Source organism: Binatus sp. (SeqCode) (assembly GCF_049584895.1).
GTDB lineage: Bacteria > Desulfobacterota > Binatia > Binatales > Binataceae > Binatus.
Window position 1 is genome coordinate 61,071 of sequence record NZ_JBAUYR010000009.1, and the last position, 24,939, is coordinate 86,009.

The following is a 24,939-nucleotide window of genomic DNA, read 5'->3' on the forward strand; positions in this document are numbered from 1 at the left end:
TGCAATGATTCCTTTCGGGACAACTCAAATGGCGGCGTTCGCTTGGCCGAATTCGCGTCGCGGGTCTATAAGGTGAGCGTAGGGACCGCGCACGGCAGACCACACCGCAATGGCCGCTGACCGGGCAGCAGGTCGGCCAAAGGAAGCTAATTCTTTGACACAAGTATTCGAAGGACAGCGTTCCGGCTGACGCTCGGCGACCTTGTCCCTCTTAAACTCATAGCTTCGTGAAGCCGTCCGCGCTCCATTGTTCCGAGCCAACTCCGTTATGGACGAAGAACAGCCCGTCCGGATCGTATTTTTTCTTGATTTCTGCGAGGCGAGGGTAGTTGCTTCCCCAGTACGCTTGCTGGAATCCCTTCTCGAAGTAATTGCTCTCGCTCACGTACGCTCCCGTTTCCCCTGTGACGGCTCGAAGTTGATTCATGCATCGATCAATGCGCTCCGCAGCTTTCCGGCCCTCTACAACCGATGGCTCATGCCCGGGCATTCCCGGATATGCCGGCCCCTGCCCGTCGGCCACGATCGCGAGAGCGAAGGCGGTCAGTACTGTCGGATTCGTCGCGGTGTCCTTCGCCCAAGCTAAGGCGTCGGGTGGCGATCCCGCGAGTCCCTTGTTGAAGTGCAGTCCGATATCTGAAAAGCGAGAGCCCGCAAACAATGCGTCAGCGAGACGCTGCTGCGCACCATCCTCGAGCAGCGATGCGGGCAACCACAGCGACTCGTACCCCCAAATGAACCATCCGACCTGCCCACCGTCCCCCTTCCACCAGACGTTATTGGGTCCAGCGCCAGGGCGACTATCGAAGTCCACAAGCGGCTGCGGAATCAAGTGTAAGAGGCCATAGTCAAGCAACCCGATCAGGAAGCTGCCATTCGGATTGGGAAAAGCGATTTCAGGCCAATGCTCTTTCATCCATCGCACGTCCCACATGTGTCGCGCCGGTATGGCTCCGAAAACCGTCCGTCCTTTAATCGAACATTCGCTTCCTGAACGCGCCACCCAATCCAGCAACGGCTGCCACGCCTCTTTCACCTGCTCCAGGTTCAATCCGTGAGCGACCATGCTGATGACGAGCTTGTTGTCGGACCCCATGCGGGTCTGCTCTCCCCAATGGTCGTTAAACAGATGCTTATGGTAGAAGCTCACGAACTCGCGAATCAGACGCCGATACGCATCATCCGACGACGCTTTGACTGTGAAATTGGCGACGCCGAAGAACTCGGGAAGATCGTGCACGCGCAATGTCAGCTTGCTCACTACGCCGAAGGTACCGCCGCCACCGCCCTTGAGCGCCCAGAACAGATCGGGGTTGGTGCATGCATTCGCTATGCGAATCTGGCCGTCGGCGGTGACTACTTCGGCTTCCAGCAAACTTCCCGCGGCGGTGCCGTAATGCTTCGAGTTACTTCCAAAGCCACCACTTTGAATCAGACCCGCCACGCCTACTGTCGCGCATCCGCCACCCTGAACGTATTTTCCACCCTTGGTCGTAACCGAGTCGTATGCCTGAATCCAGATCGTTCCAGCGCCGAGCGTCACAGCCGGCTGCGGTTGTAAAGTATGCTCGCATCCCTGTGGAACAAATTCGGGATGCATCGCGATCTCGTCCATGTGCCGGGTCCAAATCAGAAGCGAATCAGGCGCATCGGACGTGCCTTGGTAGCTGTGCCCGCCGCCCTTGACCACCAGGCGCAAGTCATTTTCGCTAGCAAAATTCACGGCCTCAGCAATGTCATGCGCATTTCTTGCGGCGACCGCGTAAACGCTTGGTTGGGTGGCCCATGCGTCGACCCATCCCAAGGTCTGCGTGAGCCCCGGCTGATCGCCGATGTAATATGGATCTGCCAGGATCATCGAGAGACGCTTGGCCACGGCCCCATCCGGATCGGTTTTGAGTACCGAGAGCGGAAAGTCGACGGGAATCAAATTTCCGCCGACTGCCTCATTGAGTTGCTTCCACGCGGACTGCGACGGCCACGTGGCATCGGACGGACGGCGCCGGCGGAAATTTGTGCTAGCTAACAGGCGGCGCGGCAAAATCGGCAAAATCGGGATGACCGCCGCCGACGCGATTGCTTTCAAGAATGCTCTTCTGTTCATTTGCCCTTACCCTTTCCCGATTCCGCGATAGGCTTTCGATCCATCAGACCGACCCACCCTCCAGTTCAGAGTGTCATCTCATTTTCGATCGAGGTTCAATGCGCCGCTAGGCGGAAGCGCCGCGCGGGTCTATAAGCTGAAGAGAGGTGTGCGCGCTACATACGTTCGAGCAGCGCGGACGGCGCGCTTGAGATCGCACCGCACAAGGAGATTCTCCAATGGCAAAGATCGATGGCGGCGAGATGCTGGTACGGACGCTCGAGCACGAGGGCGTTCACGAAATTTTCACGCTGCATGGTGGCCATCTCGATGCGATTTACGCGGCCTGCAGTGCTCACGGCTTGCGTGTGATCGATACTCGTCACGAGCAGGCGGCGGCACACATGGCTGACGGATGGGCTCGCACGACCGGGCGTCCGGGCGTCGCCATCGTGACCGCGGGGCCGGGAGTCACCGACGCGGTCACTGGCGCCGCCAACGCGTTCATGGACTCGATCCCGATGATTCTGATCGGCGGGCGCAGTCCACTGGCCGACGACGACAGGCTGCCGCTGCAAGCCGTCGATCAGATGGGCATCCTGCGGCCAATCACCAAGTGGGCGCGCAGCGTCACGCATACCGAGCGGATTCCAGAGTACCTGGCGGCCGCATTCCGTCACGCGACAACTGGCCGTCCCGGGCCGGTGTTCCTGGAATTGCCGATTGACGTGCTGTTCGCACGCGTCGATGAGGAGCGAGTCGAGTTTCCGAGGGATCGGCTCAAGGAGTCTGCGGGTCCTGGCAAAGCCGCGCTGGCGCAGGCGCTCAAATGGCTGCGTGAGGCTAAGCGTCCGGCGATCCTTGCCGGCGGTGGAATATGGTTCGCGCAGGCCGCGGCGGAATTGACGCGTTTTGCCGAGATTACCAACACGCCGGTGATGACCAACGCCAAGGCGCGCGGCTCGATCTCCGAAGAGCATCCGCTATGCTTCGGCGGCTTCGGCGCGATCCATCCAGCTATCCACTCGAAGAGCGGCGGCAGCGCAGACCTGGTAATAATGCTCGGCACGCGAATCGGGATGTTCACGGGAGGACGCAACTCGGTGATTCCGGGCGACGCTCGCGTAATCCAGGTGGATATCGAGCCCGAGGAGATCGGGCGCAATCGGAATATCGAGCTCGGCATCGTTTCGGATTGCGGCGAATTCCTGCGCCAGGCCTGCGAAGCGGCGAAGGGCGAGAAGTTCGACCCTCATGCGGAATGGATCGAGCGGCTGAACGCGGTGCGCAATGCGATGCGTCATCGCTTTGACGAAGCGCTCAAAGACAGACCCGGCCCAATTCATCCGGCGCGGATGGTGCATGAGATCGCAAAGACCTTGAGTCACGACGCGATCGTCGTCGCCGACGGAGGCGAGACCGCTAACTGGATGTCGAATGCGTGGACGGCGCGCCACCCGGGACGATTCCTCTCTCATGGTTATCTCGGATGTCTGGGGACCGGCATGCCGTTCGCACTGGCGTGCAAGGCGGCGCATCCTGACCAACAGGTTTTTTGCATCGTCGGCGACGGATCGGCGGGACTCAATTTCTCGGAATTCCATACCGCCGCGAAAAACAACCTGCCTATCAGCGTTGTAGTCAACAACGATCAGCAATGGGGGATGTCGAAACACGGGCAGGAACTGATGTGGGGCAAAGGCCGCAGCATGGCGACCGAACTCGGGATGGTTCACTACGAACGCGCCGCCGAGGGCCTTGGCGCGCAGGGCGAACTGGTCGAGCGCGCGGCCGATATCGCGCCGGCGCTCAAGCGGGCGCTCGCTTCGGGACGACCGGCCTGCCTCAACATCGTCACGGACCGCGACGTGATCGAGCCGGGCACTCTCGCGATGTACAGCGCCGGCCTTTCGGGGCCCGCGAAGGAAAAACCCAAGACCGACGCCGGCAGCGAAAGCGAAACTACGCTGCCCTATTATGGAAAGCGCAAACTGGATTGAAAAGAATGGTACGCGGGGGCGTGATTGGGTATCGCGCCCTTGTGCAGATAGGTCTTCGCGTCGCGAATCGCGCTCACTGGAACTGAGCGCGCGGTAGACAGCTTGACAGAACCAAGCGGTAAATAATAAGTTACGTGACTGGTAGGTTCGTGTCGCAGTGTAAGCGTCGGGTGTGGAACCTGGCGAGAAGTATGAAACCTACCGTTGAAGTCTTCATTGGCGCTCCTCTCGCTGGGAGCGAAGCCAGATTTCTCTCCAAACTACATTCGGACCTAACCTCTGAAGGTCAGTGTCTGATTCTAGCGAACTTTGAGGTCGTACGGAACTCGACCTCCGCGCAAATTGACTTCGTCGCTGTCACCAACAAGCGAGCGGAACTGCTGGAACTGAAGTGTCTCTCAGGCCCGGTTTTCGGGAGTGAGAATGGGCCATGGAAGATCGAAGACACCAGCGGCAACCTTGTGACCTATCCCGGCAAAAACCCATGGCAACAAGCGAAGGATGACAAGCTCATAGTTAACGATGCGATGCACCAGTATCGAAAACGGTTCGCTGGCGCTCCGAGTCCTCTCAATGGGCGCTTCTTCGAGTTTGACGCGAGCGTTTGCATATATCCCAAGCTACACCCTCGTTCTCACGTCACGCACGGAAATTTTAAAGCTTGGGTCAGGTCTTATAGTGACACCCTCTCCGCACTGAGAACACGACCGTTGACTTCGAGCTGGAGCCTCGATGACTGGCGACGCTTCGCTACGCAATATCTTCGGTTGACGCCAGTCAGTTTGGAAGGGGCCATCGATCCCTCCTTCAATCTCGCTCAGCATCATACGCGAGAATATTTAGCTCGCGTAGAAAACACCTTAGCTAAGGAGCTTGGACCGTTGTTGGATCACGCGGAAGGTGAAACGTGTGGAGAAAATGTCGTAGAAAATCTCCTGGGCGAATCGAACTACTTACTTCTAGGTCGCAGCGGACTAGGGAAGTCGTTTCATCTGCAGCACTTGGCCCGGAGAGCTTCAAAGCAGGAAGAGATCCCCATCCTTGTCGAGGCGAGACACCTTAAAGGCGACTTTACGCTAGCACTTCGCAGAGCCGTCGGTCCCTATACTGAAATTGAGCCCAGAGTCTTCTTAGATAGCATTCGAAAGTGCGCTTTGAAACCTCTTCTCGTGGTCGATGGCATCACCGGCCGCGAACCGTTTGTCCCGGATTTGCTCAAGGATATTCTAGCTTTCCAAGTGCAATGTGAGTCACGTGTGATCATCGGATCACAGCACGAATTTCACTTGCCTGGCGGGTTCACAGCGCACCCAGTCAACCTCGCGCCACTAACGCCGGAACACAAGCGCGCGATCTACAGTTTCCACGCCGGTATTGCAGATACGCCAGATCTAGAGCAGTTTTGTGAAGCGTTCGGTACGGCGTTCGACCTCACGATCGCTGGCAGGGTCCACGCCGACGCTCGCAAGTCTCTCACCCGGGCAGAATTGTACGGACTCTATTGCCGGAAAATCTTGCCGGCGCATTATTCTGCCGTTGCAGCTTCAGCATTACGCGACCTGGCCCGACAACTGAGTATCAATTTCGTCAGCTCGATCTCTCTGCACGAATTTGAGCGCTGCGTGGAGGCCTCGCTCAAACGAAGCCGCGGGTCCCTGCACGTACTAGATGAACTGCGCGGGTGTCGGTTACTGACGATTGGCGACGATATGGTTTCTTTCCAGCACGATCTGCTGAAGGACTATTTTCTCGCCGAAGCCGTATGGAGGGATCGAGTCGACTTGGTCCAACTCGGCGAGGAACTTAGCAAACCCGCGAATCAAGATCTTATAGAATTTATATTACCTAAATACACCTCGTCGTCGGACATCAAGCAACTTCTTCGCAGCGTCAATAGCGGCGACTTTCTTCTTGATATTTTGAAGGGGAAGGCGGGATCCAAGGCGCGCCAGGTCCTCCGAGAGGAGTGTAATGTTCTTATCGACAATGCCATACAAGACCTTGGAAGCATTGAATTGACATTTCAGACATTCGAGGATTCTGACGAGAAACGCAGGGTCGGATCGGCGCTTCTGAGCGGGACGCGTCAGTGGTCTGCGCACGAGGCACAACTGTGTAGCCTATTTGCGCGAAGCTTGGACGACGAACAATTTCGCGATCGCTTTTTTACGCTGTTGGACCTTGCGGAGCAGACCCTGAGGGCGGCAACCGACCGGGTCGCTCAACGGCTCAAGATCAGCGTGCGCGCAGCTTGGGGGGAACTTATCCGAGAGAACACCGGCGTGTTGATCGGTGGTAAATTGCAACTACCGCTCGAGCGTATCATGTCCTGCATCCGTATGAACGCGTTCCCCCACCGCGCTCGCCAACTGGCTAGAGATCTGTATGACGGCCTCGTGGATCGAGCTATGAGTGCGCCACGATCAGACTTCGCATTGTCTCTGATTCTAGAGCTAGTAAGATGGGATCAACCGACCGATGTGGATGTGCGTGTGAAGCTGCTCGAAATTGCAGCCGAGAGTCGAATCCACATTCTTTGGGTTCAGGCTGTCGCAATGATTCAATCTTGTTCCGCCTATGTCGCGGAAGAGCGGCCTGAAGCCAGACGCAGAATTATTGAAATTCTTGAGGGGATGCTTGAATCAGTAAGAGTCGACACGATTGGCATCTTGGAGGCTCTTAGCGGGTTTGGAGCCATGGATCCCCCTGTGCCCCTTGAGGGCGCCTTGGACGAATTCCGAAGGGCTGCTCGTGGCGAGCTGTCGGAACACGATTTGTTCCTCATAAGTCTCGAACCTAAACAATCGCGCGATCAGTTTTTAGCGGATACCGCTTATGGCCTATTGAGCCGAATATTCGAAGACATTTTTCAAGGAGTCTATTCGGAGGCTTACGACTCGCTCGATGAGGGTGAGAAGGTGAGCGTCCTCTGCCGCGCTGGAATGGCTGCTGAAGCAGGGTTCCATATCAGTTGGATTCTGGAGCAGTTGATCGCGAACGGTAGCGCCTTGGCAGCGCCCATCTACCAGCGGTTCGCATCGTTTCTCGACAAGGATTCCCCTTTTCGACAGGACGCGGTGGGCGCGTTGATTTTGGGCATCGCAGGCTGGGCCACGATTAGCGCAGAACCCTGCCGCCTGGAGGGTCAAGAGACGCCGGACCTCAGAGCTTGGGGACTCGTGGCTCAGATGCTGTTCTGGATGTTTCGCCTTGAGTCCGCGCCGGGTAAGGCTCGAATAGAGTCGCTGTGGAAATGCCTTAACCGCGAGGCGCCACTGGCGGCTGCCGATGTCTTTTACGAAATTAGCGTTTCAGGCGGGTTTTCGGAGCTCCGCAAAGATGTGCATGGAAAGCTGATGCGGCTCCTCCCGAATGAGACTCGCAAGATGCTCGATACGAGCCTGTCAAATAAAGATAGTCTGACTTCACTTTTTCGGGTTTGGCAGGGTCGAGACATCGAACGCCTTCGGTTCGTAATCGACAGCCTTGGCGAGTTCGGAATTGAGGCGAACATAGAATTGCTAAAAAGTTCGGCTGAGGACGCGAGAGTAGGCGCTGCCGCCATTGCGGCAATTAAGAAGATTCGAAATCGCGAGCGCGGTTTCGAGACAACCAGATGAGGCATGTTTCGATGCTTCCCTGTTGATTTTCCCAGCCGTGTGCCCCAAAACCGACGCCGGCAGCGAAAGCGAAACTACGCTGCCCTATTATGGAAAGCGCAAACTGGATTGACGAGATGGCGGCGCGTGCAGGTGGTTGAGCTGGGCGGGCGAATGCAGATAGGTTTTGGCTTCGCTAATCGCGCTCGCGAAACATACAGATCCGTCGAAATAGGGAATCTTGTAGTGGCAGCATTCGCGGCGCAGGCATTCGCTGAAGGCGCGAAGCTCGCCAATCAGATTGAGCAGACGGGCATCGTCGAGTTCCTCGGTCCAGTCTATTCCAGCGGCGACATGCTCCCGAATCGCGCGCAGCTTCTTTACAGGATCCACGTCCGCATAGCCGATGAAGCAGGCCTTGATGCCGGCGTGGCTACTGTGACCGAATTCAACCAAATGCTTGGGTAGAAGCACGTCGCCCTCCAGCAGGAGATCGTCGCCGCTCTGCAGCACATCGCTGGCGACCTTCCGAATCGTCGGCCAGACTATTTCCATCCGCTTAGGCGCCGGATCGCTCACCCGCATTCCGATTTCAGGCTGCGCGCTCGCCAAACTGGCGATTAGAGTGTCGATCGAGAAGTACGGGACTCCGTGCTCGGCGAGCATTCGTCGCGCAAGCGTGGTTTTCCCGGAACGCGGGGCACCGCCGATCAGGTAGAGCATTTGCTTTTTACCTCGACATACCTGGAGGCTGCTGCAATTTTAAGCAAGGTCTCTGCCATAGATCGGTATCAGAAAAACGACCGGTCGGGAGGGGCTTTGGAATCGTCAGCTTACCTACCAAAAGGTCGATAATGCATCCGAAAGACACACTTCTGTTCTCAAGCGGTGGTTTTACTAAAAACTCCGAATGCGCCGAAAAGTCTGGAGTTTTTGAATTCGCCGACGCAATATCGCCGGCATGCATTTTTAAGAAGAGGACCATTCGTTCCTCCTGTAACGACCGCCATTGGCGCTAGCCGCGCGCAAGTACTAAACAAAGATCGTCGGTTTCCCATCCACCGGGAAGCCGAAGGCACACGTGGAAAATATGCCCTCATGGTGAAGCCAACGCGTGCCTCGTTCTACGAGCCCACGAGCGCGCGAGCGCGGCGGCGTGGCGGTGGGTTCATTCCGATGCCGAATGCGAGAGATCTTCGGATGAAAGATATTGTAGAGTGGTCGATAAGGTTGCGAGTCCAGTACAATGTCGAAAGCAAGATCAACCTCTGCGCGACGCGCCTCGAAAGGTAAATCAGACCGTCCGAAGAAACCTGATTTCGGTGAGGCGATACGCAGCAGGCGCAGAGAGCTGGATCTCACGCAGGACGGAGTCGCTTCGTTGATCAAGACTTCGACGCCATATGTGGCGTACTTGGAATCGGGCAAGCGGCACCCATCCGATCAGATTGTCAGGAGACTGGCGGAAGTGCTCGGTCTTGACTACCGCGAACTGTCCTTTCTCGCCAACCCGCACATTCAGGCTTCATTCTCTGCTCAAGCGAAGAGGGCAGAAGGTTCGGTTTCGGCCTGGGAACAGTTCCGAACGAACGAACAACTTCGACGCATCCACAACGTCTCGAACGACGAGATGGAGATGTTGTCACAAGTGGCGCTTCTTGGGGAAATTCAGTCGCCTCGCGAATTGATCTTTATTTTGAAGACGGTTCGTCACGCCGTCGGAAGATAGCTATCAGCAGTCCTGTTAGCTCCCAAGCCACAGGCTCTGAGGTCCAGCGTGCTTAGCGGTACCTGATTCCGCTCCGCACAGCTTTGTGCAGCGATTATTCACGCCTGCATAGTGAGAATTTTTGAAACGGAATCAAAGCAAACACCGTATCCTGATTTGTGGGGACCTGGGGAATTTGTTCAGTTTGAATTTAATGCCGAGACGATCACCTGCTGTGGGCTCTACCGAACTTGGCGACGCTGCTTGGAAAGTTTTTCTGCGCATCGCTCGAATCCGATAGCAGCTTCCTCCTGAGTAGCGAGCCGTTGGAGAACGGCCGCCGCATACTCCGGTTTCCTGGAGGGTCTTCGGCGCACCGTCCATGCGTGCGACCTGATCAATATTGGCAACCCTTTTCCCGTGAGCCTTTTGCCGACGAACACGGCCGACTCGACTTCGCCGCTTAACAACTGGCGATTCAACTGTGTGAAGCGACCGAAATCCGCCTCGTGCACCAGGCCAGCCAGCTGAACCGTTCGCAATTGTTTGGATGAGAATCCGAACAGTCGGCAGTATGCGTCGTTGAAACTCACCAGGCGACCCTTGGAATTCACAACCCCGAATGCGAGCGGCGCAAACTCGAAGAGGTTTTCCCAATGCGTACGATAGGGAACCGCCTGGCCCTCATAGAGGAGCGCGAGCTCGTCCGATGTTTCGCGCTTGTCCTCGATCGCATGCGCGATGCTTTCTAAGCGCGGAATCATCGCTTGCAACCCATCTATCGGCGCGATCATCTGGACAATGGTTTGGGTCAGACGAACCAAATCGGACGGCATGTCCACGGCATCCATCGCCCGTCGCGACGAGAAGGAATCGCGAGATTCAAGCCGAATCGCGTTCGAGCTTAGTCTCCATTCATCGATGCTATCGAGATTGAATCGCCAATCGCCCCCCACTTTAAACGAGGGAATTTGCGACTTCCGTACCAGGCGATAAATTGTGGTTTGGTTAACCCGCAGGTAGGCAGCTACTTCTTTTACGGTGAGAAGGCGCTTTTTCCGCTTTTCCATTGTCATCGACGATGCTGTCGCTGGGCATCTCAGGTATCAAGTCCTTCAGCCTTTAATGAGCATCGCATGAACACGGATCGCGTTCGACCGTCATATTTAGCGGTCCCAAAAAGTTTGCAGGGAACATAAAACAATTGGCGCTGATCGGGCAACCCCTCTTCATCTAATTGCACTGTCGCAGTGGCCGATTCGGCGCGTTCGTTCCGCTATGACCATCTTAGTCATGCAAATTTCTCCTCATTGATGAAAAACAGTCGGGACAACGGATCGTTACTAGACAAATTGTCAACCGCGCGCAACTCTCCGACCGAGCTGAAGATTGGCGAGGACGAAAATCAAGGATGCGAGCCGTGGCCAAGCCTCTAGCCGAGCGCCGATCTACTTTTGATAGGCGGCGGTCCGCCTATCGACTGCCATCAGCTCCTTGCAACGCTGCCGCTCATGATTCCAGGAGTGTTGGTTCGGGACCGTCTGAGCTTGCGGAACGTTGCTGGCAGATACTCAGCGCGTGCCTCCCGTCCTTCGAAATGATCCGGGCAACGGACGCAGCTGCATTTGTCGCTGACGAGACAAGTATCTTTCACGACCTACTTAGGAGTGAGTTGTTTCGCCACCTGCGAAGTGCATTGCCACCAGGCAGCACTAACTGAGCAGTACAATCCGCGCGCGCCAAGTTCAACCGCGCATCACAGTCGAGCTCGAACGGGAAGTGGTCGAGAAGGTGGTAATCCCTCCGAAAAAATTGAAGCCGCGATCTGGTCATGCAGGACGAATCACAACAGAGACTTTCACAAAGGGCAAGCGGGGCTCCAGCAAACGTCCGAATGATACTTTGAAATATTTTGAGATCGACCGATCCACCATGCTCGCTCAGCTTCAGAACCTCCGGCGGACAATCGACGAAGGTGCCGAGGAGATGGAGATGGTGGCAGCCGAAAGGGTGTTCGATAAGTCACTATCTCGACTGCTCGAGAGTCGAGCGCGCCGCTTGCACCGCACCGCGAAAGACCTGAACTCTCTTCTGCGTTCAGTCGCGCGAGCTCATATTCCCCAAAGCGGCTGAACGACCCGAGGGAGCATCATCCGCAACACGTTAGGCAAAAAGTGGCCGCTGTGGTGCGAAGGGGCACCGGCTCAGTCCTCGACGGAGAGAATCGAGCATAAATCAGCTGCCGACGGCCGAATCTAAGCTTCTTCGGCGCCCTCAGATCGAAGGAAATGCGCGAGCCTGCGCACTATTTTCGAATTTTCCGCAGAGAAGGTGAAAATCGCGGACTGGTTGGCGGGGAGACAGTCCATACGAACCCCAGAGCCCCTATTCGCAGATCAGGATATTTGCAGAGCTCGCCCGTTGTCATTTAGGAACTCTGGTTGTAAACAGGTTGCGACTTTCTTCCACTAGTACGAAGATAAATGTGATTGCCCAGCGGACCGTGCAAGCGGGGGGGACCCAACGAGACGCTACAAGAAAGCAGGCCGAATTGGCGCCACCGTGGTCTTAAGTTTGGCCGCGTGCGCCCTGATTACGTTCGCTTTGGCGAACACGCCGCGCGCTCAACTGGCGGCTTCGCCCTGGCCAGCTTTTCGGCACGATTCCCAGCACACCGGCCAGAGCCAGTACGATACCACCGCTAACAACGGCGTGCAGAAGTGGGTCTTCACCTATCCATATTCAGCCGAGGATTATGACTATTATGACCCGCTCGCGTCCCCAACCCTTGGCGCAGACGGAACAATCTATTCAACGCCTGGGGACAATAATCTTTACGCCTTTAATCCGGATGGAACGCTGAAGTGGACCTACGCAGCCGCCTGGCCACTGGATGCTTCACCCGCAATCGGAGCCGACGGAACTATCTATGCTAGCTCATTCGGCGTCCTAGCCGGCAATGATTCGTACGGTTATCTATATGCCGTAAATCCGGACGGGACGCTGAAGTGGACTTTCCAGACCGGCTTCGAATTGGAATCCTCGCCCGCCATCGCAGCCGACGGAACGATCTACGTTTACTGCGATGACGGCAAACTGTATGCGATCAACCCCGACGGCACGCCGAAGTGGGTGCTGGCGGAAGGACTTGCATTTACCAATGAGCGTTCCTCACCGGCGATCGGCGCCGACGGAACTATCTACTTCGAATCCGCTGACGGCAACACCTACGCGGTAAACCCAGATGGCTCGTTGAAGTGGTCCTTCCCGGCGAGCGACGGGGAGTCCTCTCCAGCGGTAGGGGCAGACGGTACTGTCTATGTCGGTTCCTCTTTTTTGGTTTTCTGTCCGTATTGTCATGATGTCGCCGCCCTCTTTGCCATCAATCCCGACGGCTCGCTGAAGTGGTTCTACCTTAACCCGAATTACTGGGTGCTATCCTCCCCCGCTGTCGGCGTCGATGGTTCGATCTATTTCGGAGACGGAGTCAGCTTGAACGCGCTAACCCCCGACGGCACGCTCAAGTGGGAAGTTTTCACCGACGAAGACCAAGGCTTTGGCGGAGCGGTAATCTCCTCGCCCGCCATCGGAGCCGACGGCGCTGTCTATGTTGGCGCCAATGACGACACTATCTACGCGGTAAATCCCGATGGCTCGATTAAGTGGAAGTTCGCCGTCGGGGCTTTCATACAGTCCTCGCCGACGATTGGCGCCGATGGGACGATTTACATGAACGTCGAAGAGTCAAATCGTCTTTTCGCAATCGGCCATGGCGTTCCACCATCGCCCACACCAACGGCCACACCGACGCCCAGTGGCATGATGTCGCTGAATCCCGATCCGCTCAAATTTCCAGCGACCGGTATCGGAGATGCTCCAAGGATCAAAATTCTTAAGATCACGAATATCAGCAGGAGTCAGCCGCTTACCGGCAGCGTAGGCAATCTTGCCTCCCCGTTTACAGCAGGCAGGCCCGGCGCGTTTCTCTTGGGGCCCAGAGAATATCTAAAGGAAAAAATTCTCTTCGAGCCCACCACCGCGGGGCCGACGTCGCAGTCGCTCGTCGTCCAAAGCAGCGACGCACGCAAACCAAGCGTCAGCGTGAAGGTTTCAGGCACTGGGGTTGCCGGCAAATGACCGTGTGCAATGCGCTCTCGTCTTCCAATACCGCGCCGGCTCTCAGAAATCGGAGTAACCGGTGCTGAAGAACGCTGGCAAGGGGATGCTGAGCTCAAGCGTGGGCAGCCTGACGCCACCGTTCACCGTGACCGCGGGAGAGGCCGAGTGAAGGCTTCAATAGCCTATTCGACCACTCGCATTCGCGTGGTGTTGGGCTGCTCGATCATTCTGGTAGTGATAGCCGGCTTCCGGCAAGCCTTTGGAGCGCAGGCACAGCCCCGCCCTTTAATCACTGAGGCGGTAAGCGATACGAAATTGGTGACCCTCGCAGGGAACACGCGTCCGGAAGCGAACGCAAAGAATGATCGCGGGCCAGTCGCTGACAGCTTCCGGATCGAGCACATGTTTCTCCAGTTGCGGCGCTCTCCCGAACGGGAACAGGCGCTTGAGCATTACATCGATCAACTGAGCGACCCCCAGTCACCAAACTATCACCACTGGCTGACCCCGAAGGAAATCGGACAGCGCTACGGTCTGGCGCCGGAAGATATGGCCACAATCACCGGCTGGCTCAGGTCACACGGCTTCACCGTCAATGTCGTCTACCCCAACGGCATGGTCATCGACTTCTCAGGTACGGCGGGCCAGGTGCGCGAGGCCTTCCACACTGAGGTTCATCAGCTCAACGTGAACGGCACCAAGCACATCGCCAACGTGAGCGACCCGCGGATTCCGGCCGCGCTGGCACCGGCGGTTGTCGGCATCGTATCGCTGCACGACTTCAGGCCGCACCAGATGCACAAGGCTGGCCCCGACTACTCCCCTGGTGGTCTTTGCGGCCTGTACACCCCTTGTCACCCGGTCGTGCCGGCGGACCTGGCCACAATCTACGATTTGAATCCGCTCTTTTCCGAGGGCATTTCCGGCAAAGGCCAGATCATTGCGGTGGTCGAAGATAGCGACGTCTTTAATCCTGGAAATGCGGTTTGTGCAGGGAGTGGCGAGCCATCTGGTTGTTGTACTGGTGTCGCAACCGGAAGCTGCGGTCCCGGAGACTGGGATACCTTCCGAAGCACCTTCGGTCTTTCGACCGCCTTCCCGAGCGGAAGCTTCCGCCAATTCCAACCGCCGCCGCCTGGCGGCACGAGTAACTGTACCGATCCAGGCGCGGTCGCCTTCGTAGAGGTTGAGCCGATTCTGGATGCGGAATGGGCCAGCGCGGCGGCGCCCAACGCGACCATCGTCATGGGATCGTGCGGGGACGTCAGCACCGGGACCTTCGGCGCGACCGTCGCTTCCGGGGTCTTCGTTGCTCTGCAGAACATACTCAACGGCGCCTTGACCCCGGTGCCGAACGTCGTGAGCGTCAGTTACGGCGAATCCGAGGCGGTTAACGGTACAGCGTCCAACGCCGCCATCGAGTCTTTGTATCAGACGGCGGTGGGCGAAGGCGTTTCAGTTTTCGTTGCGTCGGGCGATGCCGGCGCTGATGCCAATGACGCGGATAGAGAAGGGGGACCGGCAACCTTCGGACTTAGTGTCAGCGGATTTGCCTCCACCGAGTACAACGTTGCCGTGGGCGGCACCGATTTTGGCGACGTCTACGCGGGCACCAGCAGCACTTACTGGAGCTCGTCGAACGGGACGACCTACGGCTCGGCACTTTCCTATATTCCGGAAATCCCCTGGAACGACTCCTGCGCCAGTGAGTTGCTCGCTGGGTTTCTTGGCTTTTCCTCGACTTACGGATCGAGCGGACTGTGCAACTCGCTCGATGCAGAGGCATTTCCTATTTTAGTGGCGGTCGACGGGGGCGGCGGCGGACCAAGCAGCTGCGCGACTGGCGCGCCGTCCACCCCCGGCGTCGTGAGCGGGAGCTGCGTTGGATGGTCAAAGCCATCTTACCAATCGGTTTTCGGCAATCCCAGCGATGGAGTGCGCGACCTTCCCGACATCTCGCTGTTCGCCGCGGACGGACTCTTGGGGCACTGCTACGTGTTGTGCGATACACACAACGCTTCGTGTTCTGGCGCTCCCAGCACGTGGCCCTGCGCGGGCGGGACGTCGTTCGCTTCGCCCATCATGGCCGGGATTCAGGCGCTGGTGGATCAGAGCACTGGAAGTAGCCAGGCGAATCCAAATCCCTTCTACTACTTCCTCGCCCGCACCGAGTATGGCGCGAGCGGCAACTCTTCCTGCAACTCGACCCTCGGCAATGGCGTGGCCAGTTCATGTATCTTCCACGACGTAACCCAAGGCGACATGGACGAACCCTGCACTATAGGCGACCCTGACTGTTTTGCCGATGGATTGCCTGGTGGATTGGATGAGCCCGATGTTGGCGTGCTTTCGACTTCCACCAGTGTGTACCAACCGGCATATCCAGCAACCACCGGCTGGAACTTTGCCACGGGAATCGGCACGGTCGACGCATACAACTTAGCGAGCGCCTGGCCAAGCGCAATCCCGACCCCAACGGCCACGGCCACTGCAACTGCGACTGGGGCAACTCCGACAGCGACACCCTCTTCAAAGACCACACCGACCGCGACAGCAACGGCAACCACCACTGCGACAGCCACGCCCACCCCCGTTCCAGTCAAGCTCAAGATCAAGCCCGCGACGTTGAGCTTCGGTACGGTCGAGGTCGGGAGGCATAGCGGACCCAAGAACGTCACCGTGAGCAATCCAAGGAGCAACAAGAAGAAGCCCGGCGTTACCGTGTTGATGGAAGGGCTAAGCGGACCCTCTAGTCCTTACAACGTGACGAATGACTGTACTGGACCGCTGCTGCCTGGCGATAGGTGCACGATCGGAGTTACCTTCACGCCGGCCGGGCCGGGACCGCAAGACGCCACCCTGACGATCATCGACAATGCAGAACGCGACCCGCAGTCGGTGAACCTCAAGGGCATGGGCAAGGCGCCAAAGTGAGAACCGCAATAACTCGCTCGGACCAGAAGAGCCGCATCCTTGGAGTTGGCTGCTTCGTCCACTCACCTCGCACATTCGCGACGGCTTGCGCCGCTGGCTTGATGTTCAATGAAAGGGCACAAACTCGATCCCGATCAGAGAGAATCGGGCATAAATCGGTGGCAGATCCCAAAGACTCGCCTTCTCCGGTGCCCTCGCGTAGCAGAAAATGCGGAATTTGACGCAGAGAACATCCGCCACCCAGTCTTTTTGCGGATCAGGGAATTTGCGGGACGGAGCAGGGAAATCAGTAATTCGCCACACACAGGCCGCCAAGTTTGTTTTTGCTGAGTCGTTCTCGCGTAGCCTGCTAGTCCCCTCCACGCGCTAGGTGTATACGGGGGCAAGTCGTTTGACTTTCCGATGCGTATCGGCAGTCGGCTTGGTGTTGTGGGCGACGAAAGGCCCGACTGCGCCCGAGACTGTCGAGATATTTGCGCGCAGCCGCGCCATGGCCGAGAAAAGCGGAAATCTTTCCCAGCTCGCTCTAGAAGTAGGGGTGAACAGTGTTGCCGTTTTCGCAGCAGGAGACTATGCCGGCGCGGCCTCACTTGCCGACCAGGCACTCGACCTTGCCCGGCGTGAAGGCAGTGACACCTGTCTCCGACTCGCGCATGAAGCTCAGTTCGTGGTGCGCTATTCTCGCGGGGACCTCGTCGGCGCCGAGGAGCATTTCACCCGTTGGCGCGGCATTTGTGAAGTCTCCGGTTTTGGTCCGTTTCCTGCGCTTACCACGCTTGGGTTCGCGTACGGAGGTTATTGCGCTTGGGCGCTGGGCCTGAGCGACAAAGCCCGCGAACGAATGGCTAAGGCGAGCGCTTTCGCCCACGATAGCAAAAGCCCTTACGAGATCCCACAGGCTCTGGCTTGGGAGAGTGCGATGTACACGTCGCTCAGAGAGCCCGAGCGCGCCGAAGACGCGGCCACGCGAGCGTTAGCCCTGTGCGAAGAGTGCGGCTTTCTCTATATGGCCGAGGTCGCACGAGTCTATTTGGGCTGGGCGCGCGCACAACTCGGCTGCGCAGGCGAAGGCGTCGCGCTGCTCCGCCGCGGTGTTGCCGGCCTGATCGAACTCAAGACAAAAGCCGGAATCACCGCCCAGCTCACGTACCTGGCAGAAGCCCAAGCCCTGGACGGCGCGCTGGTCGATGCGCTGGTCACAATCGAAAACGCGCTCGAAGCGAATCCTGACGAGGCGGTCACTCGGCCTGATGCATTCACGTTACGTGGAGAGCTGCAGCTTAAGATCGGCAAACGCGAACTGGCCGAGGCCGACTTCCGCGAAGCGATCGCGCTCGCGCAAAGGACGAGCGCGAAGATAATGGAACTGCGAGCGACGATGAGCCTCGCGCGATTGCTGGACAAGCAGGGCAAGCGCGACGAGGCGCGCGCGATGCTCGCGGAAATCTACAACTGGTTCACCGAAGGCTTCGACACCGCCGATTTGAAAGACGCCAAGGCACTGCTCGACCAGCTAAACGCATAACCGGTTCCATCACCCCTGGGCCAATATCCTCTGCTTCGGCCAAAGACCTCGACTCAGACTAGTTGTAGCCTTCCTTTTTTCCGGATCCTGCTAGCCACCGAAATCGTCGACTGATCTTGGCCGCAATCGCCCTTGACGCAAACCTGGCAACGGCGTAGTTCTCGCCAGCTTCGGCCAGCTCTTCCTGATTTCTCTCGGAACCAGCGATTCGCCGAAAAGGGGTGGACGCGGTTGCGAGGTGATTTCCCTCGCGCGCGCTCCACGGTGTTCGGCAACAGTTACCAACGGCAGGAGGCTCACTATGGCAGCGGTATCAAGCGTGTTGTTTCTCAAACCTGTACCCGGTCGTCTCGAAGCGCTGATGCGCGACATCGCGCGGGCTCAAAAAATGATCAAGCGTCTGGGTGGAACACTCCGCGCTTACAACGAAGTGTCCGGCCCGAACGCGGGAGCCATCGCAATCGTGGTCGAGCACAGCGACTGGAAGGAGTACGGCAACTACATGACTAAGCTCGAGACCGATAAGGACTGGCAGTCATTCGTGACTGAGATCAACTCGAGCAAATCGCCGAACTCCGAAAGAGTCGCCATAGGCCTCAACGTCGAAGTGCCGAGTTAGGCGGGGCCCGAACGCGAAAACACCTTCATCACTAATTGGGAGATAACTATGGCTATCGCACAAGTCTTTACCTACACGCCGCGCCCCGGCGCTGCGGAACAATTCATCGGCATCGCCAAGCGTGCGGATAAAATTCTACGAGGATTGGGCGCGACCACGCGCACACTCAGCGCCGTCGCAGGCGCGAATCCGAATGCCGTTCTCTATGTGATCGAGACGCCCGACTGGAAGGCTCATGGCGAGCTCAACACAAAACTCCAGACCGACAAGGATTGGCAAAAGCTGGTCGCGGAGGTCAGCTCGACTGACAAACCGTCCGCCGATCTCATTTCATCGGCAGTGTACTCCGAAATCCCGCTCGGCTAACTGAATCTCACGGGAGGGGATACGATTCCCCTCCCGTCATCTGCCATCCGCGAAAGGTCAGGACTTCGGGCGGGAGGCGCCTGCCTCAGACACCGCGCGCAGCGCAAGCAGGAACCGAATCAGCAATGCGAGCATCGAGCGTTGCAGTAAGACACTCGTCGCGCTTCGTCACGCGGATGAGGTTTTGAATAGACACAGCCATCGGTTAGCGGAAACAGCCGCCGGCAAGGCATCGGATCAGTTATCACGACGAGACCCAGGTACCAAGGTCAGCTTGATGGCGTTTTGTCGAAGCCAGCTCCTGGAAATCCGTGAAAGGTTCCATGAGGATCGAATACTCGCCTCAAATCGATTAAGCGCTGCCAGTTAGCTTGTGAAAAGCAGCGCGATGCCCGCTGAGGTGAAACGTGCAAATCGGCCTCGCTCAAGAAGTGTCCCTTGCTGATAGGCTCAAGCTTGGCCACTAGGTCCTTCATCCAACGACGATTGGATTGATCATCAGCCTCTTCCTTCCAAATGGCATAAGTCCACATAAGAGTCCGTTCGTCCATTGAATAGACTGCCTCCTTGTCCGGAAGGCCCTGTCCGGCGGCGCCATGGCCCGGCATGACAGCTTGCAGAAAGCTCTTTCCCGACGGTGCCTCCCTCATCAACTCGCTGATGGTCGACATGGCACCCTGCACGTCCAGCGGGGTCCAGAAAGTGTCAGCCAGATAATGGTGGTTCTCCGGGAAAGTCGCGTCGATAATGCTGTAGAGCATTTCAAACGGCACCGGGTCCAGTTCACTCTGAAAGACCGAACTGCAGCCAGGACCTTCGCTAAGTGCATTGAGCGCTTCGCGAGCCTCCTCCTCTGAGTCGACATAGGCGATTGCGGTGACGCCTACCAGGTGCGATGGGACACCCTCACTGGGCGGCAGCATCGGTCGGTCAGGTCCAAAAGTGGAGACGACGACCACGACATTCGAAGGCAGGTTTCGCGATGCCTTCACAACCCAACCCGTGACCTGGTTCAGCGAGTCGAGGTCGAAGAGCCAGGAGGACAGTCGCGTATCGGCCGGGCGTGTTTGACATTCGAGCTCGAACTCAGTGATCACGCCTGGGAATCCGGGGCCCGAGCCGCGTGCAAGCCACAGAAGTTCAGAATTCTCCGACTCCGACGCCACGACGACCCGGCCGTCGGCCATGACGACGCGAACGCTCCGAACCGAGAAGCACGCCGGCTTCCAATGGCCCCAATTCAGACCGATGCCGCCTCCCAGCAGAAAGCCTCCAATTCCCGGAGTGCCGCAATGACCGACTGGAAAGGCAAGTCCTTGGGCGGCCAATGCTTTGACGAGTTCTCCACTTCTGACGGCGGGTCCCACCTTCGCTGTTCGCTTCGTTGCGTCGATTGAGATCGACTTGAAGGCGGACATGTCTAACAGCAGCCCGCCGGATCGCACCGAAGAGGCGATCCAGCTATGACCGCCGGATCGAACGGCAACTTTCCAGCCCTGCTGACTCGCCTCCCTCATCAACTCCACAACCTCGACTTCGCTTCGAGGCGATGCAATGACGTCAGGTGATCGGTGCAGAGCGAGCTTGTTGAAGAGAGGCTCGATGAGTTGACGCACGAAGCCTTCATCTGAGCGGTACACGCGCGCAGTGTTGTTTGCCATCTTTTCCTGGTTGTACGGACTGGGCTCGCCCCAAAGAGCGCGGCCATGGTGCTCTAACAGATAACGTCCGATTTTAACATCGCTGTCCGATGGCTCTGGCAGGGAGCTTCCCGCGCAGCGCTTGTCTTCGAGGCGGTTTTCTTTGTTCCGTGTTCCGGCGATACTCGCGCATCGGAGTGAGGAAATCGGGGAGACTGCCGATGCGGTGCTCGAAGTGCGAGTTTGACAATCCAGCTGCATGAAGTTCTGCGGGAAGTGCAGAACTACGCTCGGCGTGACCTGCCCGAATTGTTCATTTGAAAATCCCCCGGGATTCGATTTCTGCGGCCAATGCGCCGCGGCGCTTCAGGGTGACACGGGGACTGCGAAACCCAGATCGAACCAAGATAAAATTGTCGCGACAGTCCGCGTCGTAACGGAAGAAGCCTCTCCGACGCTCGAGGGCGAGCGCAAGACCGTCACCGCGTTGTTTGCCGATATCAAGGGCTCGACGGAGCTTGAGCAGGACCTCGACCCCGAAGAAGCGCGCGCGATCGTCGACCCGGCGCTGAAGCTGATGATCGACGCGGTCCGCCGCTACGACGGCTACATCGTGCAGAGCACCGGCGACGGCATCTTCGCACTCTTTGGCGCGCCGGTCGCGCACGAGGACCATCCGCAGCGCGCACTCTACGCAGCGCTGCGGATGCAGGAGGAACTGAAACACTATTCAGCGCGATTGCGAGAAGCGGGCAACCTGCCGATTGAAGCGCGCGTCGGCGTGAACACCGGCGAAGTCGTGGTGCGCTCGATCGCGACCGGCGGCGGACACACCGAGTACACGCCCATCGGGCACACCACCAATCTCGCCTCGCGGATGCAGGCGCTCGCGCCGACCGGCTCGATCGCGACCAGCGAGCAGACGCGCAAGCTGTGCGAAGGCTACTTCGCACTCAAGCCGCTCGGCCCGACCAGGGTCAGGGGCGTTAGCGAAACCGTCAACGTTTATGAGGTGACAGGGTTGGGGCCGCTGCGCACGCGGCTGCAACGATCGGCGGGGCGCGGGCTGACGAAGTTCGTCGGGCGCGAGCGCGAGATGGAAGTGCTTGCGCGCGCAACCGACCAGGCCAGGGCCGGTCGCGGGCAAATCGTTGCGGCGATGGCCGAGGCGGGCACCGGCAAGTCACGTCTCTTCTTCGAATTCAAAGTGAAGAATCAGTCGGGCTGGATGGTGCTGGAAACTTTCTCGGTGTCTCACGGCAAAGCGTCGGCATATTTTCCCGTCATCGATCTGCTGCACAATTATTTCAAGATTAGCGGCGATGACGACGAGCGATCGCGCCGCGCCAAGGTCATAGGCGCCGTGCTAGCCTTGGACCGCGCGCTCTAAGACACGCTGCCGTATCTCTTCGCGCTGCTCGGGATCATCGAAGGCGACGATCCGCTCGCGCAGATGGACGCGCAGGTCCGCAAGCGCCGCACGCTCGACGCGATCAAGCGGATACTTCTGCGCGAGTCGCTCAATCAGCCGCTGATGGTGATCTTCGAGGACCTGCATTGGATCGATGAGGAGACGCAGGCGTTCCTCAATCTGCTCGCCGACTCGATCGGCACCGCGAAGATCCTGCTGCTCCTGAATTACCGCCCCGAGTACTCGCATCAGTGGGGCTCGAAGACCTACTACACGCAGTTGCGGCTCGATCCGCTGGGCAAGGAGTCAGCCGACGAGATGCTCTCCGCGATGCTTGGCGACGGTGCCGAACTGGCGCCACTCAAGCGGCTGATCGTCGAGAAGACCGAGGGCAATCCGTTCTTCATGGAAGAGACTGTGCAGGTGCTGCTCGACGAAAGTGCGCTAATGCGCGAGGGGTCGTCGGTGCGCCTCACCAAGGCGCTGGGCGAGTTGAAGATTCCGCCCACCGTGCAGGCGATCCTCGCCGCGCGCATCGACCGCCTGCCCTCCGACGAGAAGGACTTGCTGCAAACGCTGGCGGTCATCGGCCGAGAATTTCCAATGTCATTGATTCGTCGCGTCGTCGCGAAATCGGATGACGAACTCAATCGCATGCTGAACGACTTGCAGTTGGGCGAGTTCATCTACGAGCAGCCGGCGGTCGGCGATGTCGAGTACACCTTCAAGCACGCGCTGACGCAGGAGGTCGCCTACAATTCCCTGCTGATGGAACGGCGCCGCGCGCTTCATGATCGCGCAGGCAATGCTATCGAGGCCATTTACGCAGATAGTCTCGACGACCACCTGGCGGAACTGGCGCATCACTTCGCCCGCAGCGCCAACCTCGACAAGGCGGTGCTCTACCTGGCGCTGGCGAGCACGCAAGCGCTGGAACGCTTTGCCTACACGGAGTCGCAAGCGCTGTCGAGCAAGGGTTTGGACTTGCTACGAACGATGCCTGAGTCGACCGAGCGCGACGCGCGCGAGCTGGAGCTGGTTTGCTCGATGGTGCAGGCGATGTGGCGCGCAAAGGGCATCGGTGCGCCCGAGACTCTTCAGATGGCGCTCCGCGCCGCAATTCTCGCGGAGAAGACCGGAAATCTTGCCGAACTCATCAGACAACTAAACCTTCGTCGAATCATAATGACGCGCAGCGGCGACTTTGCCGGCGCTGCTTCATTGGCGCATCGGCTGTTGGAACTCGCTGAACGGGAAGGCAGCGCGATCAGCTTTAGCAATGCATATCACGGCATGTTGCAGGCGCACTTTTACGGCGGAGATTTGGTTGGAACGGAAACGCAATTCGCGCTTTGGCGAAAATATCGAGACGCCGACGTTTCCAGCGTTCATTCCGCGGCGAGCGTAGTGGTCATCTTGAACGCAGCCCTATGCGCATTGATGATGGGGCGTATCAGCCTGGCACGCGACCGAATGGCCGAAGCGATAGCTTTCGCTTCCGCGATGAAAGATCCCTTTGCGCTGATGATTGGCAAGATGCTCGAGAGTTTATTCTACCGGCACCTTCGAGAAGCGATGAGCGCCAGGATGTTCGAGCTGCGCGCTGCCACCTCGCTTGCGCACCTGCTGCGCGACACCGATCGCCGCGACGAAACGCGCGCGACTCTCGCCGAAATTCACAACTGGTTCACCGAGGGCTTCGACACCGCCGACTTGAAGGCAGCCAAGGCGCTGCTGGATGAGCTGACCGCCTGAATCGACTGTTTATTGACCCGGAAAATCATTAGAGTCTCGCCGATGGAACCGCGCGAACAAGAAGTTGTCCTGATTCTGGCCGATATCAGCGGATACACCCGGTTTATGGTCGAGAGCCAACTCGCGGCCGTTCATGGGCAGCTCTGCATTACGTATTTGATCGAAGCGATGCTGCACGAGGTCGACATCCCCCTGCATCTCCAGGCGATCGAAGGAGACGCGGTCTTTCTTTATGCCGCCAACCCTGGAGACGAACAGGCCTGGAAGGAGACGCTGGCCCAGATACGAACCAAGCTGGAGCGTTTCTTCGCGGCGTTTATTGCGGCGATGGCTACCGCGACCGAGGCGACTCCGTGCAAGTGCGCTATATGAAGAAACAAAGACCTTCAGTTGAAGGTCATCGTTCACAGCGGACGCGCAGTATTTAATACGGTTGCCGGGCTTTCCCAGATCTCGGGCACCGATGTGATTTTGGCTCATCGACTTCTGAAGAACTCGGTGCCCAGTCACGAATATCTATTGATGACCGAAGCCGCCTACCGCGATCTCGGAAGCGGAATGAGCGGCGAGTTCCTCAAAGGCGAGGAGAACTGCGAAGGACTCGAGCGCGTAACTACTTATGCGCGATTCATGGGCGAGGCCTTGGACCGCGAGCGCGAAGCATTTTACTCGTTGCCTCCGGCTACTTTTGAGGCCCGCCTGCGGCAATATCTGGGTTGGGGTAGCGCGACGGGGGCCCACGTCCGTGCCGCGCTGGAACAGTTCCGACATCCTGTGAAGCCAGTTGGACGGCTGAGAAGCGCCGGGTTCCTAATGTATTATGTCTTCCTACTGCCCTTCTCGCTTCTCTACTCCTCGTTGGTGATTCCTCGCCGAATGCTCGCACGGAAGGAATCTCGGGCGTGAACCGGTCCAAATCTGCGCGGCACTGGGGCGGGCCCTTCGAGCGCATCGTGATTTCTCAAGGAGATAGGCGGGACGGCTCGGGCGACGCCCGCGCGATGCTCACCGAGATCTACAACTGGTTCACCGAGGGCTTCGACACCGCGGATTTGAAAGACGCCAACGCCCTGCTCGAAGAGTTGAGCACATGACTGTCAAAGTAGACTAAATTATTCGACTGCGGCGCTGACATCGCACCATCAAAAAGCTCTGCGTTGAGTGTGTCCTGCCGGCGAGA

At 58.1% G+C, this 24,939-nt stretch carries 17 protein-coding genes and 2 pseudogenes; 13 read left to right on the plus strand and 6 right to left on the minus strand.

What is annotated here, in order from left to right; genetic code table 11:
* Window positions 1–217: 217 nt before the first annotated feature.
* Window positions 218–2,104, minus strand: a complete 1,887-nt coding sequence (locus WB650_RS02020; protein ID WP_422300742.1) for an FAD-dependent oxidoreductase — start codon at window positions 2,102–2,104, stop codon at window positions 218–220.
* Between the two features lie 218 nt (window positions 2,105–2,322).
* On the opposite strand from WB650_RS02020, the gene WB650_RS02025 reads away from it, so the two are divergent.
* Window positions 2,323–4,083 (plus strand): thiamine pyrophosphate-binding protein, encoded by a 1,761-nt coding sequence (locus tag WB650_RS02025; RefSeq protein ID WP_422300741.1) that lies wholly within the window; start codon window positions 2,323–2,325, stop codon window positions 4,081–4,083.
* A 191-nt stretch (window positions 4,084–4,274) separates the two neighbouring features.
* On the plus strand, window positions 4,275–7,703 hold the full coding sequence (locus tag WB650_RS02030) for an NERD domain-containing protein (RefSeq protein WP_423959229.1): 3,429 nt from the start codon (window positions 4,275–4,277) through the stop codon (window positions 7,701–7,703).
* Between the two features lie 87 nt (window positions 7,704–7,790).
* On the opposite strand, the gene WB650_RS02035 is transcribed toward WB650_RS02030, so the two are convergent.
* On the minus strand, window positions 7,791–8,405 hold the full coding sequence (locus tag WB650_RS02035; protein ID WP_422303824.1) for an AAA family ATPase: 615 nt from the start codon (window positions 8,403–8,405) through the stop codon (window positions 7,791–7,793).
* 523 nt (window positions 8,406–8,928) lie between these two features.
* Here WB650_RS02035 and WB650_RS02040 point away from each other — a divergent pair.
* Window positions 8,929–9,411, plus strand: a complete 483-nt coding sequence (locus WB650_RS02040) for a helix-turn-helix domain-containing protein (RefSeq protein WP_423959230.1) — start codon at window positions 8,929–8,931, stop codon at window positions 9,409–9,411.
* Between the two features lie 221 nt (window positions 9,412–9,632).
* Here WB650_RS02040 and WB650_RS02045 read toward each other — a convergent pair whose 3' ends face one another.
* Together WB650_RS02045 and WB650_RS02050 are read right to left on the minus strand one after the other, a co-directional pair.
* Window positions 9,633–10,154: a PAS domain S-box protein gene (locus WB650_RS02045; protein WP_423959263.1), complete on the minus strand. Its 522-nt coding sequence runs from the start codon at window positions 10,152–10,154 to the stop codon at window positions 9,633–9,635.
* Window positions 10,155–10,313: 159 nt separating this feature from the next.
* Window positions 10,314–10,466, minus strand: a pseudogene (locus tag WB650_RS02050) (helix-turn-helix domain-containing protein); the annotation flags it as partial.
* A 703-nt stretch (window positions 10,467–11,169) separates the two neighbouring features.
* On the opposite strand from WB650_RS02050, the gene WB650_RS02055 reads away from it, so the two are divergent.
* From WB650_RS02055 to WB650_RS02065, 3 genes are all read left to right on the plus strand, one after another.
* Window positions 11,170–11,523 carry a hypothetical protein gene (locus WB650_RS02055; protein ID WP_422303460.1) on the plus strand — a complete coding sequence of 118 codons (354 nt, stop codon included), beginning with the start codon at window positions 11,170–11,172 and terminating at the stop codon, window positions 11,521–11,523.
* Between the two features lie 441 nt (window positions 11,524–11,964).
* Window positions 11,965–13,527, plus strand: a complete 1,563-nt coding sequence (locus WB650_RS02060; RefSeq protein WP_423959232.1) for a PQQ-binding-like beta-propeller repeat protein — start codon at window positions 11,965–11,967, stop codon at window positions 13,525–13,527.
* A 147-nt stretch (window positions 13,528–13,674) separates the two neighbouring features.
* Complete coding sequence (locus WB650_RS02065; RefSeq protein WP_422303462.1) at window positions 13,675–16,443, plus strand: protease pro-enzyme activation domain-containing protein; 2,769 nt, start codon at window positions 13,675–13,677, stop codon at window positions 16,441–16,443.
* Window positions 16,444–17,029: 586 nt separating this feature from the next.
* Here the strand turns inward: WB650_RS02065 and WB650_RS02070 are convergent.
* Window positions 17,030–17,155 carry a hypothetical protein gene (locus tag WB650_RS02070; RefSeq protein WP_423959234.1) on the minus strand — a complete coding sequence of 42 codons (126 nt, stop codon included), beginning with the start codon at window positions 17,153–17,155 and terminating at the stop codon, window positions 17,030–17,032.
* Between the two features lie 207 nt (window positions 17,156–17,362).
* Here WB650_RS02070 and WB650_RS02075 point away from each other — a divergent pair, with 207 nt between their 5' ends.
* The 3 genes from WB650_RS02075 to WB650_RS02085 all read left to right on the plus strand — a co-directional run bounded on the left by WB650_RS02075 (window position 17,363) and on the right by WB650_RS02085 (window position 18,953).
* Window positions 17,363–17,968, plus strand: a complete 606-nt coding sequence (locus tag WB650_RS02075; RefSeq protein ID WP_423959236.1) for a hypothetical protein — start codon at window positions 17,363–17,365, stop codon at window positions 17,966–17,968.
* 301 nt (window positions 17,969–18,269) lie between these two features.
* Window positions 18,270–18,587: a hypothetical protein gene (locus tag WB650_RS02080; protein WP_422303464.1), complete on the plus strand. Its 318-nt coding sequence runs from the start codon at window positions 18,270–18,272 to the stop codon at window positions 18,585–18,587.
* Between the two features lie 48 nt (window positions 18,588–18,635).
* A complete protein-coding gene (locus WB650_RS02085; protein WP_422303465.1) occupies window positions 18,636–18,953 on the plus strand; it encodes a hypothetical protein in 318 nt (105 codons plus the stop codon).
* 269 nt (window positions 18,954–19,222) lie between these two features.
* Here the strand turns inward: WB650_RS02085 and WB650_RS02090 are convergent, their stop codons facing one another.
* On the minus strand, window positions 19,223–20,614 hold the full coding sequence (locus WB650_RS02090) for an FAD-binding oxidoreductase (protein WP_423959238.1): 1,392 nt from the start codon (window positions 20,612–20,614) through the stop codon (window positions 19,223–19,225).
* 238 nt (window positions 20,615–20,852) lie between these two features.
* Between WB650_RS02090 and WB650_RS02095 the strand changes: the two genes are divergently transcribed.
* The 4 genes and pseudogenes from WB650_RS02095 (at window position 20,853) to WB650_RS02110 (ending at window position 24,853) form a co-directional block, all read left to right on the plus strand.
* Window positions 20,853–21,983 (plus strand): adenylate/guanylate cyclase domain-containing protein, encoded by a 1,131-nt coding sequence (locus tag WB650_RS02095; protein ID WP_422303467.1) that lies wholly within the window; start codon window positions 20,853–20,855, stop codon window positions 21,981–21,983.
* A gap of 63 nt (window positions 21,984–22,046) precedes the next feature.
* On the plus strand, window positions 22,047–23,759 hold the full coding sequence (locus tag WB650_RS02100; RefSeq protein WP_422303468.1) for an ATP-binding protein: 1,713 nt from the start codon (window positions 22,047–22,049) through the stop codon (window positions 23,757–23,759).
* Window positions 23,760–23,864: 105 nt separating this feature from the next.
* Window positions 23,865–24,665, plus strand: a pseudogene (locus WB650_RS02105) (DUF2652 domain-containing protein).
* Entirely contained in the window at window positions 24,662–24,853 is a 192-nt protein-coding gene (locus WB650_RS02110) for a hypothetical protein (protein ID WP_422303469.1), read from the plus strand. Before WB650_RS02105 ends, WB650_RS02110 begins: the two are co-directional and overlap by 4 nt.
* The last annotated feature ends 86 nt before the right edge of the window (window positions 24,854–24,939 follow it).

Excerpts from the sequence above, each read along its gene's own strand:
- WB650_RS02020 (WP_422300742.1), bottom strand. The coding sequence starts at position 2,104 with ATGAACAGAAGAGCATTCTTGAAAGCAATCGCGTCGGCGGCGGTCATC.
- WB650_RS02025 (WP_422300741.1), top strand. The coding sequence starts at position 2,323 with ATGGCAAAGATCGATGGCGGCGAGATGCTGGTACGGACGCTCGAGCAC.
- WB650_RS02030 (WP_423959229.1), top strand. The coding sequence starts at position 4,275 with ATGAAACCTACCGTTGAAGTCTTCATTGGCGCTCCTCTCGCTGGGAGC.
- WB650_RS02035 (WP_422303824.1), bottom strand. The coding sequence starts at position 8,405 with ATGCTCTACCTGATCGGCGGTGCCCCGCGTTCCGGGAAAACCACGCTT.
- WB650_RS02040 (WP_423959230.1), top strand. The coding sequence starts at position 8,929 with ATGTCGAAAGCAAGATCAACCTCTGCGCGACGCGCCTCGAAAGGTAAA.
- WB650_RS02045 (WP_423959263.1), bottom strand. The coding sequence starts at position 10,154 with ATGATTCCGCGCTTAGAAAGCATCGCGCATGCGATCGAGGACAAGCGC.
- WB650_RS02070 (WP_423959234.1), bottom strand. The coding sequence starts at position 17,155 with ATGCTCCTCGGCGCCGACGAGGTCCCCGCGAGAATAGCGCACCACGAA.
- WB650_RS02075 (WP_423959236.1), top strand. The coding sequence starts at position 17,363 with ATGTACACGTCGCTCAGAGAGCCCGAGCGCGCCGAAGACGCGGCCACG.
- WB650_RS02080 (WP_422303464.1), top strand. The coding sequence starts at position 18,270 with ATGGCAGCGGTATCAAGCGTGTTGTTTCTCAAACCTGTACCCGGTCGT.
- WB650_RS02085 (WP_422303465.1), top strand. The coding sequence starts at position 18,636 with ATGGCTATCGCACAAGTCTTTACCTACACGCCGCGCCCCGGCGCTGCG.
- WB650_RS02090 (WP_423959238.1), bottom strand. The coding sequence starts at position 20,614 with ATGGCAAACAACACTGCGCGCGTGTACCGCTCAGATGAAGGCTTCGTG.
- WB650_RS02095 (WP_422303467.1), top strand. The coding sequence starts at position 20,853 with ATGAAGTTCTGCGGGAAGTGCAGAACTACGCTCGGCGTGACCTGCCCG.
- WB650_RS02100 (WP_422303468.1), top strand. The coding sequence starts at position 22,047 with ATGGACGCGCAGGTCCGCAAGCGCCGCACGCTCGACGCGATCAAGCGG.